General features: G+C 75.0%; 15 protein-coding genes. 9 read left to right on the top strand and 6 right to left on the bottom strand.

From position 1 onward, the window contains the following. Positions 1-57 precede the first annotated feature (57 nt). The gene (locus ACFPL3_RS32995) at positions 58-1008 is read right to left on the bottom strand and encodes a 5'-3' exonuclease (RefSeq protein WP_343942773.1); all 951 of its coding nucleotides are present in this window, start codon (positions 1006-1008) and stop codon (positions 58-60) included. Between the two features lie 65 nt (positions 1009-1073). Here ACFPL3_RS32995 and ACFPL3_RS32990 point away from each other — a divergent pair, with 65 nt between their 5' ends. Then, positions 1074-2201, top strand: a complete 1128-nt coding sequence (locus tag ACFPL3_RS32990) for a M24 family metallopeptidase (protein ID WP_379590078.1) — start codon at positions 1074-1076, stop codon at positions 2199-2201. Between the two features lie 77 nt (positions 2202-2278). Here ACFPL3_RS32990 and ACFPL3_RS32985 read toward each other — a convergent pair whose 3' ends face one another. Continuing rightward, a complete protein-coding gene (locus ACFPL3_RS32985) occupies positions 2279-3151 on the bottom strand; it encodes an NAD(P)H-binding protein (RefSeq protein ID WP_343942736.1) in 873 nt (290 codons plus the stop codon). A 75-nt stretch (positions 3152-3226) separates the two neighbouring features. Here ACFPL3_RS32985 and ACFPL3_RS32980 point away from each other — a divergent pair, with 75 nt between their 5' ends. Continuing rightward, positions 3227-3916 (top strand): TetR/AcrR family transcriptional regulator, encoded by a 690-nt coding sequence (locus ACFPL3_RS32980; RefSeq protein WP_343942735.1) that lies wholly within the window; start codon positions 3227-3229, stop codon positions 3914-3916. A 1-nt stretch (position 3917) separates the two neighbouring features. Here ACFPL3_RS32980 and ACFPL3_RS32975 read toward each other — a convergent pair whose 3' ends face one another. Beyond that, a complete protein-coding gene (locus ACFPL3_RS32975) occupies positions 3918-5369 on the bottom strand; it encodes an amidase (protein ID WP_343942734.1) in 1452 nt (483 codons plus the stop codon). Between the two features lie 61 nt (positions 5370-5430). Between ACFPL3_RS32975 and ACFPL3_RS32970 the strand changes: the two genes are divergently transcribed. Next, positions 5431-6384 (top strand): cyclase family protein, encoded by a 954-nt coding sequence (locus tag ACFPL3_RS32970; RefSeq protein WP_343942733.1) that lies wholly within the window; start codon positions 5431-5433, stop codon positions 6382-6384. A gap of 19 nt (positions 6385-6403) precedes the next feature. Here the strand turns inward: ACFPL3_RS32970 and ACFPL3_RS32965 are convergent, their stop codons facing one another. Next, positions 6404-7450 carry a GDSL-type esterase/lipase family protein gene (locus ACFPL3_RS32965; protein WP_343942732.1) on the bottom strand — a complete coding sequence of 349 codons (1047 nt, stop codon included), beginning with the start codon at positions 7448-7450 and terminating at the stop codon, positions 6404-6406. A 225-nt stretch (positions 7451-7675) separates the two neighbouring features. On the opposite strand from ACFPL3_RS32965, the gene ACFPL3_RS32960 reads away from it, so the two are divergent. From ACFPL3_RS32960 to ACFPL3_RS32935, 6 genes are all read left to right on the top strand, one after another. After that, positions 7676-7864 carry a PspC domain-containing protein gene (locus ACFPL3_RS32960; protein WP_343942731.1) on the top strand — a complete coding sequence of 63 codons (189 nt, stop codon included), beginning with the start codon at positions 7676-7678 and terminating at the stop codon, positions 7862-7864. Positions 7865-7882: 18 nt separating this feature from the next. Beyond that, on the top strand, positions 7883-9433 hold the full coding sequence (locus ACFPL3_RS32955) for an amidohydrolase (protein WP_379590074.1): 1551 nt from the start codon (positions 7883-7885) through the stop codon (positions 9431-9433). 222 nt (positions 9434-9655) lie between these two features. Continuing rightward, positions 9656-10456, top strand: a complete 801-nt coding sequence (locus ACFPL3_RS32950) for a PIG-L deacetylase family protein (protein WP_343943390.1) — start codon at positions 9656-9658, stop codon at positions 10454-10456. Between the two features lie 60 nt (positions 10457-10516). Beyond that, the gene (gene lnt / locus ACFPL3_RS32945; protein WP_343943391.1) at positions 10517-12136 is read left to right on the top strand and encodes an apolipoprotein N-acyltransferase; all 1620 of its coding nucleotides are present in this window, start codon (positions 10517-10519) and stop codon (positions 12134-12136) included. Next, positions 12129-12965: a polyprenol monophosphomannose synthase gene (locus ACFPL3_RS32940; protein WP_343943392.1), complete on the top strand. Its 837-nt coding sequence runs from the start codon at positions 12129-12131 to the stop codon at positions 12963-12965. The genes lnt and ACFPL3_RS32940 overlap by 8 nt, the downstream gene beginning before the upstream one ends. Further along, a complete protein-coding gene (locus tag ACFPL3_RS32935) occupies positions 12962-13462 on the top strand; it encodes a phosphoribosyltransferase (RefSeq protein ID WP_343943393.1) in 501 nt (166 codons plus the stop codon). Before ACFPL3_RS32940 ends, ACFPL3_RS32935 begins: the two co-directional genes overlap by 4 nt. Before the next feature lie 67 nt (positions 13463-13529). Here ACFPL3_RS32935 and ACFPL3_RS32930 read toward each other — a convergent pair whose 3' ends face one another. Together ACFPL3_RS32930 and ACFPL3_RS32925 are read right to left on the bottom strand one after the other, a co-directional pair. Further along, a complete protein-coding gene (locus tag ACFPL3_RS32930; protein ID WP_142101180.1) occupies positions 13530-13874 on the bottom strand; it encodes an RNA polymerase-binding protein RbpA in 345 nt (114 codons plus the stop codon). Positions 13875-14141: 267 nt separating this feature from the next. After that, the gene (locus ACFPL3_RS32925; RefSeq protein ID WP_343943394.1) at positions 14142-15452 is read right to left on the bottom strand and encodes an MFS transporter; all 1311 of its coding nucleotides are present in this window, start codon (positions 15450-15452) and stop codon (positions 14142-14144) included. Between the last annotated feature and the right edge of the window lie 15 nt (positions 15453-15467).

The following is a 15467-nucleotide window of genomic DNA, read 5'->3' as shown; positions in this document are numbered from 1 at the left end:
GTATGGCCACCTTGCTGGCACACGGGCGGCGGGGCGTGGCCCGGCCGGGGCGGGCGTCTATCGGTCGCGGCCGTTGCGCACGAGCGCCGTGCAGAGGCGTTCGATGGAGCTCCCGATGCCCCAGCGCTCGCCGAGCGCGGCGAGCCGTTCCAGGTCGGCGGGCTCGGTGGGCAACACGTCGGGGCGGTCGAGCTCCACGGGAGCGTCGAGCGCGACGCGCACCACCGGTTCGACGACGGCCAGGTACGGCGCGGCCGCGGCGAGCTTGGTGCGCACCGGCGGGCTCAGCCGGGTGTCGGACACGTCGGCCACGGCGGCCCGCAGCTCGGCCCACGTGTCGAAGCGCCCCACCAGGGTGGCGGCGGTCTTGGCGCCGATCCCGGGCACGCCGGGCAGCCCGTCGGAGGGGTCGCCGCGCAGCATCGCCATCTCGGCGTAGGCCTCGCCCGCCCGCTCGACGGGCACGCCGTACTTCACAGCCACCTCGGCCGGGCCGAGGTGCTCGGCCTTGGCCAGCCCGCGCCCGACGTAGAGCAGGCGCACCGGCACCGGTTCGTCGCGCACGATCTGCATGAGGTCGCGGTCGCCGCTCACCGCGATCACGGGGTCGGTGCGCTCGGCGGCGGCGAGGGTACCGATCACGTCGTCGGCCTCGTAGCCCTCGGCGCCCGCGGTGGCGATCCCCGCCGCGGCGAGCACCTCCAGCAGCACCGGGATCTGCGGTTCCAGCGTGTCGGGCACGATCTCGGGCAGCCCGGCGGGCGCCACCTCGGGCTCGCCGGGCACGCGGTGGGCCTTGTACGAGGGCAGGGCCTGCACCCGGAAGGCGGGGCGCCAGTCGAGGTCGAGGCAGGCGACCAGGCGGGTGGGGCGCCGGTCGGTGACGAGCCGGGCGACCATGTCGGTGAACCCGCGGATCGCGTTGACCGGGGTGCCGTCCGGCCCGGTGATCGACTCGGGCACGCCGTAGAAGGCGCGGAAGTAGAGGCTGGCGGCGTCGAGCAGCATCAGCGACTGCGCGGGCGGTGCGGGCGGGGTCACAGGCCACAGCTTGCCGGAATACCCTCCCTCCCATGACACCGGCCGTTCCGACCGCGATGCTCGCCGACCGCATCCGCCGCGCAGGTGAGGTGGCTGCCACCCAGGACTTCGATCTTCTCCTCGTCACGCCGGGACCGGATCTGCGGTACCTGCTCGGCGTGTCCGGTGAGTCCCACGAGCGGCTCACCTGCCTCGTGCTGCCCGCCGCGGGTCACCGCGCCCCGCCTGCGTTGGTGGTACCGCGGCTGGAGGCGCCGGGGTACGCCGACCTCCCGCTCGACGAGCTGGGGATCGAGGTGGTCACGTGGCGCGACGGGGAGGACCCCCACCTGCTCGTCAGCGACCTGGGTGGCGGGCCGAGCCGGGTGGCGCTCGCCGACGCGATGCCCGCGGCCCACGTGCTGCCGTTGCGCGCGGCGTTCCCGGACGTGGAGCAGGCGCTCGCCGGGCCGGTGATGCGCGAGCTGCGGATGCGCAAGGACGCCGCGGAGGTGGCGGAGCTGCGCGCAGCGGGCGAGGCGATCGACCGCGTCCACGCCCGCATGGGCGAGTTCCTCAAGCCGGGGCGCACGGAGGCCCAGGTCGGCGCCGACATCACGGCGGCGATCATCGAGGAGGGGCACGTCGAGGCCGCGTTCGTGGTGGTCGGGTCGGGGCCGAACGGCGCGAGCCCGCACCACGACATGTCGGACCGGGTGATCGAGAGCGGCGAGGTCGTCGTGATCGACATCGGGGGGCCGTTGCCCAGTGGCTACAACTCCGACTGCACCCGCACCTACGCGGTGGGCGGCGAGCCGCCCGCGGCCGTGCGCGAGGCGTACGCCGTGCTGCAGGACGCCCAGGAGCGCGCCGTGCGCGCGGTGTCGCCGGGCCTGGCCGCCGAGCTGGTGGACGCCGCGGCCCGCGAGCCGATCACGGCGGCGGGGATGGGCGAGCGGTTCGTGCACCGCACCGGCCACGGCATCGGCCTCGAGGTGCACGAGGAGCCCTACATCGTGGGGGGCAACGTGCTCCCGCTGGAGCCCGGCATGGCGTTCAGCGTGGAGCCGGGCGTGTACTTCGACGGCGAGTGGGGCGCCCGCATCGAGGACATCGTGGTGGTCACCGGGGACGGCTGCGAGCGGCTCAACAACCGCCCCCGGGACCTGGTGGTCCTCTGACGCACGGCCCCGATGCCGGCAAGGTGGCCTTACTGGCGTAATGGGCCAGGAAAGCCACCTTGCCGGCATTCGCCGTCTCAGGGCGTGCCGACCCGCGCCAGGACGGCCTCCAGTGCCGTGCGCAGCGGCGTGGCCGGGCGCTGGAGGAGCTTCTCCAGGTCGGGGCCCGCGGTGGCGAACTCGCCGCGCCGCGCCGCGTGGAACATCCCGAGGAGCAGCGTCGCCCGCTCCTCGGGCACGCCGTGGGACACGAGCCCGGCCGCCCACTCCGCGTCGTCGGCCACGACGCGGCGGATCGTGCGTCCGTACAGGTCGGTGAGGATGTGGGCGACGTCGTCCAGGTCCAGGACGTCGGGCGCGGTGAGCGGCGGGGTCGGGCCGTCGAACCGGTCGTCCCCGGCGAGGAGGATCGCGGCCGCCTCGGCGAGGTCGGCGTGCGCGGTCCAGGAGACGGGGCCGTCGGCGGGCGCGACGAGCTCCCCGGTCTCGAGCGCGCGGCCGAGCATGAGCGGCACGGTGGCGGCGTAGAACCCGTTGCGCAGCGACGTGAACGGGGCGCCGGTCGCGGCGAGGTGGCGCTCGGTGGCGGCGTGGTCGCGCATGGGCGCGAAGAGCGACCCGGCGTCCGCGGCCTGGTGGCTCGTGTACAGCACCCGGCGCGCGCCTGCGGCCCGGGCGGCGTCGACGGCCGCGACGTGCTGCTCGACGGCCGCCTCGCCCGCCTGGTTCGTCGAGACGAGGAGCACGCGGCTCGCGCCCTCGAAGGCGTGGGGGAGGGAGGCGGGGTCGGTGTAGTCGCCGCGCCGCACGCGCACGCCCCGCGCGGCGAGGCCCGCGGCGCGCTCGGGGTCGCGGACGCTGACGCCGACCCGATCCGCGGGAACGCGTTCGAGCAGCTGGTCGACGATCCGCGAGCCGAGTTCGCCGGTGCCACCGGTGATGATGATCATGTCGTCCTCCTCGTGTTATCAACGACAGTAGCACCGATAGCAACCGGGTTAGCAAGGAGCGTTATCATCGGTAACATGGCGGAGGCGAGCAGGCAGCAGACGCGCGAGCGGATCGTGGAGGTCGCGGCGCAGTTGCTGCGCGAACGCGGCGCCGGGGCGGTCACCACCCGCGCCGTCGCGCAGGCCGCGGGCGTGCAGGCGCCCACCCTCTACCGGTTCTTCGAGGACAAGGACGCGCTGCTCGACGCGGTGGCCGAGCACGTGTTCGCCACGTACGTCACCGGCAAGGCCCGCACCGAGCTCGGCGCCGACCCGGTGGCGGACCTGCGGGCGGGGTGGGAGGCGCACATCGCGTTCGGCCTCGCCAACGCCCCGCTGTTCGGCCTGCTCGCCGACCCCGCGCGCGGCACCCGCTCGGCCGCGGTGGCCGCCGGGCTGGACGTGCTGCGCGGCCTGGTGGGCCGGGTGGCCGCCGCAGGCAGGTTGCGCGTGCCCGAGGAGCGCGCCGTCGAACTCCTGCACGCCGGCGGCAGCGGTGCGGTGCTCACCCTGCTGTCGCGTCCGCCGCAGGACCGCGAGCCGGCGCTCGCCGACGCGATGTACGACGCGATCGCGGCCGTGATCCTCACCGACCCGCCGGCCCGTCCTGCTGCGAACGGCGCGGTGCCCGACGCGCTGACCCTGCGGGCGGTGGCCCCGACGCTGCCGATGCTCTCGCCCGCCGAGCGCGCCCTGCTGGTGGAGTGGCTGGAACGTCCGGGGTGAGTCAGTCCACGGCCACGAACGCCGGCCGGGGCGTCGGGTCCACCTCGGGTGCGGGCCCCGTGCCGATCGCCGACTCGAACGCGCGCGCCACGGCCAGCAGGCGGTCCTCCCGCAGGTGCGGGCCCACCAGCTGGATGCCCACCGGCAGCCCGTCCGGTGTGGTGGCAGCCGGGAGCGAGATCGCCGGGCAGCCGGTCATCGTGATCGCCGCAGGCACGCCCATCCACTCCAGGTAGTCGCGCATCGGGGTGCCGTCGATCTCCCGGGGGTAGCGGGTGCCGATGCCGAACGGCGCCACCTGGCAGGTCGGGGTGGCCAGCACGTCGAAGGTGCCGAAGAACTCCCGCATCTCGTGGAAGATCCGCACGGCGGTGCGCTCGGCCCGCGCGATGGTGGGCCCGTCGAGCTTGCCGCCCTCCTCGATGTTCCACACCGCGTCGCTCTTGAGCCGGCCCGGGTGCTCGGCCAGCACCGGGGCCAGGGAGAGCTGCATCTTGAGCGCCCGCAGCACGCGGAACGCCTCGATGGCGTCGCCGAGATCGGGGGTGGCGAGCTCGACCTGCCAGCCCTGCCCCTCCAGGGCCGCGACCACCGGTTCGAGCGCGGCGCGGACCTCCCGGGCCACCACCACCCGCCCGTCCACGTCGGGCGACCAGGCCAGCCGGATCGGGCGGCCGGCGTCGGGCACCGGGAAGTAGGGCTGCGGCGCGGGTGGCGCCGACCAGCCCGCCCGCGGGTCCGGTCCCGCGAGCACGCTCAGCAGCAGCGCGAGGTCGTCGACCGTGCGGGCCATCGGGCCGACCACCGCCAGTCGACCGAACGGGTCGGCGTCGGGCCACGAGGGCACCCGCCCCGGCGACGGCCGGAACCCCACCACCCCGCAGAACGACGCCGGGTTGCGCAGCGACCCGCCGGTGTCGCTCCCGTCGGCGAGCGGGAGCATCCGCGCGGCGAGGGCGGCGGCCGCGCCACCGCTGCTGCCGCCTGCGGTGCGGTCGAGCGCGTGCGGGTTGCGGGTGACGCCGTAGACGTCGTTGAAGGTCTGCGAGCCGAGCCCGAACTCGGGCACGTTGGTCTTGCCGACCGTGATCGCCCCGGCCGCGGCCATCCGCTCCACCACCAGGTGGTCCTGGTCGGCCACCCGCTCGGCGAAGATCGGGCTGCCCTGCGTGAAGCGGAACCCGGCGGCGGGCACGAGGTCCTTGTGCGCCACGGGCAGCCCGTACAGCGGGCCGTGCGGGGCGTCCGAGCGGAACGTGCGGTCGAGCTCGCGGGCGGCGGCGAGCGCCCGCTCGGGACGGAGGTCCACGATCGCGTTGACGGCGGGGTTGAGCCGCTCGATCTCGGCGATGTGCGCCTGCACCACCTCGGCGGCGCCCAGCTCCCCGGAGCGGGTCAGCCGGGCGAGCTCGACGGCGGACAGGCGGGTGGTCGTGTTCTCACCGATCGTCACGGCCCTGACGCTAGTGTCCCCGCGAGGCGATCGGGTCCGTGCGACGAGGGGCGGTGCGGTGATGGCGGCAGGGCGGACGGTGCCTGCGCAGGAGGAGGTCCTCGGCTACTTCGACACGCTGTCGAACTGGGGTCGGTGGGGTGCGGACGACGAGCGCGGCACCCTGAACCTCGTCACCGACGACGTCCGGCTGGCGGCAGCGCAGGCCGTGCGCCACGGCCGGAGCGTGTCGTGCGCGTGGGAGGTGGCAGTGCCGGGGGAGATGGAGCGCTCGACCACGGCGTGCCCGTGCGCCGCCGAGATGCCGGGCGCCGAGAACATGCCCGCCCACTTCCACGCCGACCGGCGCTGGGGCTTCTCCACCGAGCGGCTGGGGTTCACCTTCCACGGCAACACCGTCACCCACCTCGACTCGCCGTGCCACCTCTTCTGGGACGGCGCGATGTACAACGGGCGCTCGCACGAGCTGGTGGACCCGGAGACCGGCTCGGGGTGGGCGGCCGTCACGGCCGCGGCGAACGGGATCGTCACGCGCGGTGTGCTGCTGGACGTCGCGGCGGCTCGCGGCGTGCGGTGGCTGGAGCCGGGCGAGGGCGTGTTCCCCGACGACCTCGAGGACGCCGAGCGACGCCAGGGCGTGCGCGTGCAACCGGGCGACGCGGTGCTCCTGCGCACCGGCCGCGGACGTGCCCGCCACGAGGAGGGCGCGACGCACGGCATCACGCAGGCCGGCTGGCACGCGTCCTGCCTGCCGTGGCTGCACGAGCGCGGCGTGGCGCTGATCGGGGCCGACACCCCGCAGGAGGTCCAGCCCTCGGGGTACGACGCCGTGCTGATGCCGGTGCACGCCGTGGGCCTCGTCGCGATGGGGCTGTGGCTGGTCGACAACTGCGACCTCGAGGCCTGCGCGGCCACCGCCGCCGAGCTCGGCCAGTGGGATTTCCAGCTCGCCGTCGCGCCCGTCCGGTTCGCCGGCACGTCCGGCAGCCCGGTCAACCCGATCGCCACCTTCTGAACCTTCTGACGGCGCCCGGTCAGGCAGCCGGTGCCTCCTGCGGCGCCGGTTCCAGGTGGGCGGTGCCGTCGGCCCCGGCCACGCAGGCCGCGGCGCTGGACCCGGAGCGCACGAAGTCGCCGAGGCAGCGGCCCATCTGCGCGTGCGCGGCGGCCGTGGGGTGGAACGACTCCTGGGCGAGGTGGAAGCCGATGGCGTCGAGCCCGCCGTGCACCAGGGCCTCCGGGTCGACGGTGATGCGCCGCTGCCACTCCTGCGCCTGCAGCGGCTTGGTGCACGCCTCGTGGCCCTCGGTGGCGCGGGCCATGTCGAGGAACCGCGCCCCGGTGCGCTCGGCCACGCCGTGCAGCGCCTCCGACAGCGCGGGGAACAGCACGGTGCGGCCCCAGGCCGCGTCCGGCTTGCTGTACGGGCAGCCCGCGAGCGCCTGCAGCGGCACCATGTGCTCGGTGACGGGGGAGGCGTAGGAGGCCAGCACGAGCGTGTAGTCCGCCGTGGCGTACCCGGCCTGCCGCAGGGCCGACCGCACGTCGCGCACCGCCGCCTCCACCTTGCCCGCGGTGGCCGCCATGCGCTCGGCCACCAGCGGCCCGAGCGTCTCCCGGCACGGGGGTTCGCGCGGATCGAGGAACGCGCGGATGCAGGCCACGCCGGTGCCGAACAACGCCGCGTCGTCGTTGGCGCCGACCTGCACCACCACGGTGTGGACCCGGTACCGCCCGGCGACCTCCACGAGCCGCTGCGCCTGCGACCGCTCGGTGTAGTGGGTGCCGTCGCCGAACGCGACGTGGGCGGCCTCCGCCCCCGAGCACGCCAGGTTGACCGACTCCGGGGCGAGGCCGGTGCGGTGGACGTAGGCGTGCACGGAGCGGTGGCACCAGTTGTCGTCCTCCCCGCGGGTGCCGGGCTCGTAGTCGCCCGCCCCGTCACCGGCCGCGGCGCTGTCGCCCAGCACCACCACGGCCGTGGGTGGCTGGGCCACCGCCACCGCCGGGGCGCCGAACAGCGCCATCACGACGGCACCGAGCGTCGCGCCGAGCACGGCCAGGGAGCGTGATCGCCTCACGGGATGGACGCTATGCGGCTCGACCACCGCTGACCAGGGCTTTCACCGAGCCCAGCGATCAGGCGCAGCGTGCGGTCACGGACGGCGAGTCCGATGGGCCGTGCGGGGGTATCCCGGGGTCGACCTCAGGGCCGCCTCCGGGTGGTTCCCGAGGCCCGGGGCCGGTTCGACGCCGACACTGGGAACCAGCGGCGAGGTGCGCCGCGACGTGAAGAAGGAGCCAGAGTGGCATCGACCCTGACCCGCCCGCGACACGGCAAGGTCATCGCCGGCGTGTGCGCGGGCCTGGCGGACCGGTTCGGGATGAGCCCGTTCGTGGTCCGGCTGCTGTTCCTGCTGTCCTGCCTGCTGCCGGGCCCGCAGTTCGTGCTCTACATCGTGCTGTGGATCCTCATGCCCAAGCGCGAGTACTGATCCGGTAGACATCGCGGGGTGGCTCGCACCCTGCTCCTCGGCGCCCGGCTGCTCGACGCCGGACCGATCGGGTCGGGCGCCGCGGCGCTCGAGGTGGAGGACGGGCTGATCACCTGGGCCGGCGATCCCGACGCCGCCGGGGAGCGGCGCCCGGGAGCCACCGTCCTGGAGCTCGACGGCGCCGTCGTCACGCCCGCGTTCGTCGACGCCCACGTCCACGCCACCGCGGCCGGCCTGCTCGCCGACGGGCTCGACCTCACCGGGTGCGGCTCGGCGCGGCACCTGCTCGACGCGGTGGCCGCGCGCGTGGCGCAGCGCCCCGGCGCGCTCGTGTGGGGCCACGGCTGGCAGGACCAGCTGTGGCCCGACGAGCTCCCGTCACGCGCGGCGCTCGACCGCGCAGCGTCCGGCGCCCCGGTGTACCTGAGCCGGATCGACGTCCACTCCGCGCTCGCCTCGTCCACCCTGCTCGACCGGGCGCCCGGTGTGAGCGGCGCCGTCGGCTGGTCGCAGACGGCGCTGTCCGCCGACGCCCACCACCGCGTCCGCCGGGCGGCGCTCGCCGCCGTCGACACCGCCACCCGGGACGCCGCGCAGACCGCGTTCCTCACCGACGCCGCCGCCCGCGGGGTCGCGGTGGTGCACGAGTGCGCGGGCCCCGACATCTCGTCGGCGGAGGACCTGGCCGCGCTGCGCACCCGCCCGGGGCCGGAGGTCGTCGGCTACTGGGGCGAGGCCGTGGGCACCGCGGCGGAGGCCGAGGAGCTGCTCGCGGCCACCGGGGCGCACGGGCTCGCGGGTGATCTGTTCGTCGACGGCTCGATCGGCTCGCGCACCGCGGCGCTGCGTGCGCCCTACGCCGACGCGCCGGGCTGCACCGGCAACCGCTACCTCGACGCGACCGCGATCGGCGCGCACGTCAGCGCCTGCACCGGCGCCGGGGTCCAGGCCGGGTTCCACGTGATCGGCGACGCGGGCGCCGACGCGCTGCTCGCCGGGCTGGAGGCCGCGGTGGTGGCGACCTCGGCGGAGGCCGTGCGCGCGGCGGGGCACCGGGTGGAGCACCTCGAGATGGTGGAGCCCGTGCAGGTCCGGCGGCTGGCCGAGCTCGGCGTCGTGGCGAGCGTGCAGCCGCTGTTCGACGCCTTCTGGGGCGGCCCGCACGGCATGTACGCCACGCGCCTGGGCACTGATCGTGCCCGCGACATGAACCCCTTCGCCGGCCTGCTCGCGGCCGGGGTGGAGCTCGCGCTCGGCTCGGACGCCCCGGTCACGCCGGTGGGCCCGTGGGCGGCGATCCGGGCGGCGATGGCGCACCGCACGCCGGCGTCGGCGATCACCGCGGCGCAGGCGCTCGCCGCGCACACGGTGGGCGGCCACCGGGCGGCGGGGGACCGGGCGCCGCTGGCCGGCCGCCTGCTGCCCGGGGCGGCGGCGAGCTACGCGATCTGGGACGGCGCGGGCCCCCTCGACGGGAGTGGCACGGATCCGCGTTGCCTGCGCCTGGTGCACCGCGGCGCCGTGCTCCACGACGCCCTCGCTGCCACCATCGGGCCGATCACCCGGTAGGTGTGCCCTTCGTCGCGACCGGGTCGGTCCCGTGGTGCGCGGCGGACCCGCTCTGGCAGTATCTGCGCCGTGACGGACCGGACGTACCGCGTGGGCACCGCCTTCGGGCTCGCCGCGTGCTGTCCGGGGTGCTGTCGGTGTTGTCGCTGCTGTCGCAGCTGACCCCCGGTCCCCGTCCGTCCCGGCCGCCGCGCGCGGCCCCGCACGTCTGCGAACCCCACGATGATCAGCACCCCCGACCTGCGCGGGCACACCGTCCTCGTCCTGCACGCCCACCCCGACGACGAGGCGATCTTCACCGGGATCACGCTGCGCCGCCTGGCCGACGCGGGCGCGCGCACGATCCTCGTCGTCGCCACGGCGGGCGAGCTGGGCGGCTCACGGGTGCCGCTGCGGGCGGGGGAGACGATCCCCGAGCGCAGGCTCGCCGAGCTCGAGCGGGCGGCCGAGCTGCTCGGGGTGTCGCGGCTGGCGCTGCTGGGCAGGCGCGACTCGGGCCTGCCCGGGTGGGCGGACGCCCAGCACGAGCGGGCTCTCGCCGGCGCCGACCCGCTGCAGCTGGCCCGGGCCGTCGCGGAGATCGCCGACGACGAGGGCGCGGGCGCGGTGGTCCACGACGACGAGCACGGGATCTACGGCCACCCCGACCACCGCGCTGCGTTCCGGATCGGCGCCACGGCGGCGGACATGCTCGGCCTCACCGGGTACCGCGTCACCGTCGACCGGGAGCACCTGCACGTGTCCGCGCGGGACCGGCACCTGGTGCACGGCGCCGCGCGGGCGGCGGACGTGCCGTTCGGGCGGGTCACCGCGGAGATCGGGCTGGCCGTCACCGGCACCGAGGCGCACCTGCGCGACAAGCGCGCCGCGATGGTGGCCCACGAGAGCCAGATCGCCGACGCCGACGTACCCGTGGACGGGTTCTCCGACGCCTACGGCTACGAGTGGTACACGCGCAGCGGCGCGCCCGGCCCGCTGGACGCCCTCGGCAACGCGCACCTCCTGGCCCCCGTGCTCGCCTGAGCCGCAGGCACCGCGGGCGCGATCACCGGGTTCACACACGCGACACGTAGGCTCCACGCCGTGGCCGCACCGACCGCAGAACCTGTGGCGCCCGATCCGGGCACCGGGCCGCCGGCGTCCGCGGCCGATCACCGCCGGTGGCGCCCCGCCGTGGCAGCCAGGGTGCTCGGCGCCGTGGGCGGCGGCGCGCTGCTCTACCTCAGCTTCCCGCCGCGCACGCTGTGGTGGCTGGTGTTCCCGGCGTTCGCCCTGTTGGGCATCGTCCTGCACGGGCGGCGGGCCCGCGCCGGGTTCGGCTACGGCTTCCTGTTCGGGCTCGGGTTCCTGCTGCCGCTGCTCGCCTGGACCGGCACGTTCGTCGGCTCGCTGCCGTGGGTGGTGCTGAGCGCGTTCGAGGCGATGTTCATCGGGGCCGCGGGCGCCGGGATCGCAGTGGTGTCCCGGATGCCCGCAGCGCCGGTCTGGGCCGCCGCGGTGTGGATCGCGGGCGAGGCGCTGCGGGGCCGGGTGCCGTTCGGCGGCCTGCCGTGGGGCCGGGTGGGCTTCGGCCAGCCGGACGGCCCGCTGCTGCCGCTCGCGGCGATCGGCGGGGAGCCGCTGCTGTCGTTCGCGGCCGTGCTCGCGGGCCTCGCCGTCGGTGATCTCGTGCGCAGGCTCGTGCTCAGGCAGGGCCCGCGCCTGCTGGTGGCACCGGCGCTCGTCGCGGTGCTCGCGATGGCGGCCGGGCCGCTGGCCGCGCTCGTGCCGGCCACGCCGAACGGGGGAGAGGACCGCACCGTCACGATCGCGGCCGTGCAGGGCAACGTGCCCCGCCTCGGGCTCGACTTCAACGCTCAGCGCCGCGCCGTGCTGGACAACCACGTCCGGGCCACCGAGCAGCTCGCCGCCGACGCGGCGGCCGGCCGCGTGCCGCGCCCCGACCTGGTGATCTGGCCGGAGAACTCGAGCGACATCGACCCGCTGCGCAACCCCGACGCCGCCGCCCAGATCGACCGGGCCGCCCGCGCGGTGGGGGTGCCGGTGCTGGTCGGGACGGTGCTGCGCAACCCGGACGGCCGAACGACCTCCAACTCCTCCCTGGTCTGGGAAGGCGGCACGGGGGTCGTGGAGCGCAACGACAAGCGCCGCGTGCAGCCCTTCGGCGAGTACATGCCGTGGCGGGAGTTCTTCCGCCTGTTCTCCTCGTACGTCGACCGGGCGGGCTACTTCGTGCCGGGCCAGGGCGCGGGCGCCGTCGACATGGCGGGGGTGCGGGTCGGCATCGCGATCTGCTGGGAGGTCGCGTTCGACGACCTGGTGGCCGACAGCGTGGCCGCGGGCGCCGAGGTGCTCGCCGTGCCCAGCAACAACGCCACGTTCGGCCTGTCCGAGATGACCTACCAGCAGCTGGCGATGTCGCGGATCCGGGCGGTCGAGCACGACCGCCCGGTGATCGTGGCCACCACCAGCGGGGTGAGCGCCACGATCACCCGGGACGGCGCGGTCACCGCGAGCACGCGCCAGTTCACGCCGGATGTCCTGGTCGATCGGACCGAGCTGCGGCACACCACTACTCTGGCCACCCGATGGCGGTCTGCGCCCGAATGGGTGCTGGTCGCGCTGGGGGTGCTCGCGGTCGGCGCGGGGATCGTGACCAGGCGTCGCGCGGTGAGGCGTGCGGGAAGGGACGAGGATGGCTGAGCCGAGGGGCCGGGTACTGGTGGTGGTCCCCACCTACCAGGAGCGGGACAACCTGGGTCCGGTCGTGGCGAGGCTGCACGCCGCGGTGCCGGAGGCCGACGTCCTCGTGGTCGACGACGCGAGCCCTGACGGCACCGGCGAGCTCGCCGACGAGATGGCGGCGGCCGATCCCCGCGTCAAGGTCCTGCACCGCGAGGGCAAGTCGGGCCTGGGCGCGGCGTACCTGGCGGGGTTCGCCACGGCGCTCGAGGGCGACTACCAGGTGGTCGTCGAGATGGACGCCGACGGCTCGCACCCGCCGGAGGACCTGCCGGCGCTCATCGCGGCGCTCGACGATGCCGACGTGGTGCTCGGGTCGCGCTACGTGCCCGGCGGCATCGTGCGGAACTGGCCCGCGCGCCGCCAGCTGATCTCGCGCGCGGGCAACCTGTACTCGCGGCTGGCGCTCGGGGTGCCGATCAAGGACATCACCGCGGGCTTCCGCGTGTTCCGCCGGCAGGTGCTGGAGGAGCTCGACCTCGACCAGGTCGCCTCGCAGGGCTACTGCTTCCAGATCGACATGGCGTGGCGGGCGGTGCTCGGCGGTTTCCGGGTGCGCGAGGTGCCGATCACCTTCACCGAGCGCGAGCGCGGGGCGTCGAAGATGGACACCTCGATCGTGGTGGAGGCGTTCTGGCGCGTGGCGTGCTGGGGCGCGGGCCGGCTCGTGCGGCGCACCCCGGTGGTGCTGCGCGCCGACCGGCCTTCCGCCGCCCCACCTCCCACTGCTGAGGGCCCGAGCGGCCAGGCGGGCGACGAGGCCGTCAGCGACGGGCCGGTGCGCACGTGAGCGCCGAGCCGCGCGAGGAGCTCACCTGGGAGCTCTTCGGCCAGGCTTCACGTGAGCTGGCCGAGCAGATCGCGGGCGACGGCTACGACGCCGACATCATCCTGTCGATCGCCCGGGGCGGTCTGTTCGTGGCCGGCGCGCTCGGCTACGCCCTCGACGTCAAGAACCTGCACGTGGCCAACGTCGAGTTCTACACGGGGGTCGACGAGCGCCTGCCGGTGCCGATCATGCTGCCGCCGGTGCCCAACGTGGTGGACCTGTCCGGTGCGCGCGTGCTGGTGGCCGACGACGTCGCCGACACCGGCGCCACGCTCAAGCTGGTGCGCGACTTCTGCGCGGGCCACGTGGCCGACGTGCGCTGCGCGGTGGTGTACGAGAAGCCGCACAGCAGCGTGCAGTGCGAGTACGTGTGGCGGCGCACCGACCGGTGGATCAACTTCCCCTGGTCCACGCTGCCGCCCGTGGTCGAGCGCGCCGAGCAGGTGCTCGACGCCTGACCGTGCGAGAGCCCTGAACGTGCGAGAGCCGGGCCGCCCGCGGGCAGCCCGGCTCTCGACGTTCTGATCAGGCGATCTCGCGCCTGCGCTCGGCCAGCAGCTCGAGGCGCTCGTTGAGCAGCACCTCCAGCTCGGCCACCGAGCGGCGCTCCAGGAGCATGTCCCAGTGGGTGCGCGGCGGCTTGGCCTTCTTCTGCTCGGGCTCGGCGCCGTCGACCAGTCGGGAGATGCTGCCGTGGAGGCGGCACTCCCAGGTGGCCGGGGCCTCGGCGTCGCCCGCGAAGGGCACCTCGAACTCGTGACCGCGCGGGCACGCGTAGCGCATCGACTGCCGCGGCGCGAGGTCGTGGTTGCGGTCCGTCTCGTAGCTGACAGCCCCGAGCCGGCTGCCACGGAGCACGCGGTCGGCCATGCGTCATCCTCCCTACCGGGGCCGAGGGAGCCTCCCTCGACCATCGCCACCGGGTGTAACGTCTGCAGAACAGCCGTCCATTCCCGCCACAGGGGCGGAATCCGACCCGGCTGTGGCCATTCCATGCGGCCACACCGGACGTCCACCGCCCTGGTACTCGAGTGTCCACGATCCGCGGGCGCTACACACGTGGTTGTGACCTGTCAGCCAGATGTGACTTATGTCACAGCCGCCTGACGTGCTGTTCACAGCGTCGCAGCCCTTCCGTTACCCCGTGGGAGCCGCTCCGGGGATCTCACTGGGTGGACGCACCGGCAGCAGCGCGAGCAGTCCCGCGAGCAACACGAGGACGATCCCCACGATGCCGGCCCGCTGCGCGTCGAAGATCCAGACGAAAAGTCCGAACAGGCTCGGCGCGAGGAACGACACCGCCCGGCCGGTGGTGGCGTAGAGGCCGAAGAGCTCGCCCTCGCGACCCGGGGGCGCCAGCCGGGCGAGGAACGTGCGCGACGACGACTGCGCAGGCCCCACGAAGAACACCAGCACCAGCCCGAACGCCCAGAACAGTGCCGGTCCGGACGCGACGAGCAGCACGCACGCCACCGCGATCATCGCCCCCAGCGACACCATGATCACGGGCTTCGGGCCCACCCGGTCCTCCACCCGGCCCCCGGCGAGCGCGCCGGCCGCCGCCACCACGTTCGCCGCCACCCCGAACAGCAGCACGTCCCCGGGCCGGATGCCGTACACGCCCACCGCGAGCACCGATCCCACCGTGAAGATGGCGGCGAGCCCGTCGCGGAAGAGCGCGCTTGCACCCAGGAAGTAGACGGTGCGCCGGTCCTCCCGGTACAGCGCCACCAGGTCGGCGGCCAGCGCCCGGTAGGAGCCCACGAGACCGCGGCGGGCGGCGCCTGGCTCAACGGGCGGGGTCTCCGGCACGCGCAGGAACAGCGGGAGCGCGAACACCAGGAACCACACGGCGGCGGCGAGCGCCACCACCCGCACATTCCACCCGTCCTCGCGGCTCAGGCCGAGGAACCCCGCGGTCGGGCCGTCGCCCGCCACGAACCCGTAGTAGACGAGCAGCAGCAGCACGATGCCGCCCAGGTAGCCCATCGCCCAGCCGAACCCGGACACCCGCCCCACCGTCGCCGGGCTCGACACCTGGGCCAGCATGGCGTTGTAGGACACCTGGGCGAGCTCGGCCACCACCGAACCCGCGGCCAGCAGTACGAGACCCGGCCACAGGTACGCCGGGTCGTCGCGGACGGTGACGAGCGAGGCGGTGGCCACGATCGCGCACGCGGTCCACAGGCCGGTGGAGAACTTGCGCCGCCCCTCCGCGTCGGCGCGCTGCCCGATCACCGGGGCCAGCAGCGCGATGACGAGCCCGGCCGCACCCATCGCGTAGCCCAGGGCCGCACTCGCCGCGGGGGTGCCGTCACCGACCCCGTCGGTGAGGTACACCGAGAACACGAACGTGAGGATCACGGCGTGGTAGGCCGCCGACGCCCAGTCCCACAACGCCCACGCCAGCACCCGGCCGCGGTCGACGGACGGGGTCGACGGTCGCACCCGCAGAGGTTATCC

Source organism: Pseudonocardia zijingensis (assembly GCF_042657305.1).
In the GTDB taxonomy this organism is placed as follows: Bacteria; Actinomycetota; Actinomycetes; order Mycobacteriales; family Pseudonocardiaceae; genus Pseudonocardia; species Pseudonocardia zijingensis.
This window is presented reverse-complemented; position numbering and strand designations above follow the sequence as displayed.

Excerpts from the sequence above, each read along its gene's own strand:
- ACFPL3_RS32970 (WP_343942733.1), top strand. The coding sequence starts at position 5,431 with ATGGCGGCAGGGCGGACGGTGCCTGCGCAGGAGGAGGTCCTCGGCTAC.
- ACFPL3_RS32985 (WP_343942736.1), bottom strand. The coding sequence starts at position 3,151 with ATGATCATCATCACCGGTGGCACCGGCGAACTCGGCTCGCGGATCGTC.
- ACFPL3_RS32980 (WP_343942735.1), top strand. The coding sequence starts at position 3,227 with ATGGCGGAGGCGAGCAGGCAGCAGACGCGCGAGCGGATCGTGGAGGTC.
- ACFPL3_RS32990 (WP_379590078.1), top strand. The coding sequence starts at position 1,074 with ATGACACCGGCCGTTCCGACCGCGATGCTCGCCGACCGCATCCGCCGC.
- ACFPL3_RS32995 (WP_343942773.1), bottom strand. The coding sequence starts at position 1,008 with ATGCTGCTCGACGCCGCCAGCCTCTACTTCCGCGCCTTCTACGGCGTG.
- ACFPL3_RS32930 (WP_142101180.1), bottom strand. The coding sequence starts at position 13,874 with ATGGCCGACCGCGTGCTCCGTGGCAGCCGGCTCGGGGCTGTCAGCTAC.
- ACFPL3_RS32950 (WP_343943390.1), top strand. The coding sequence starts at position 9,656 with ATGATCAGCACCCCCGACCTGCGCGGGCACACCGTCCTCGTCCTGCAC.
- ACFPL3_RS32940 (WP_343943392.1), top strand. The coding sequence starts at position 12,129 with ATGGCTGAGCCGAGGGGCCGGGTACTGGTGGTGGTCCCCACCTACCAG.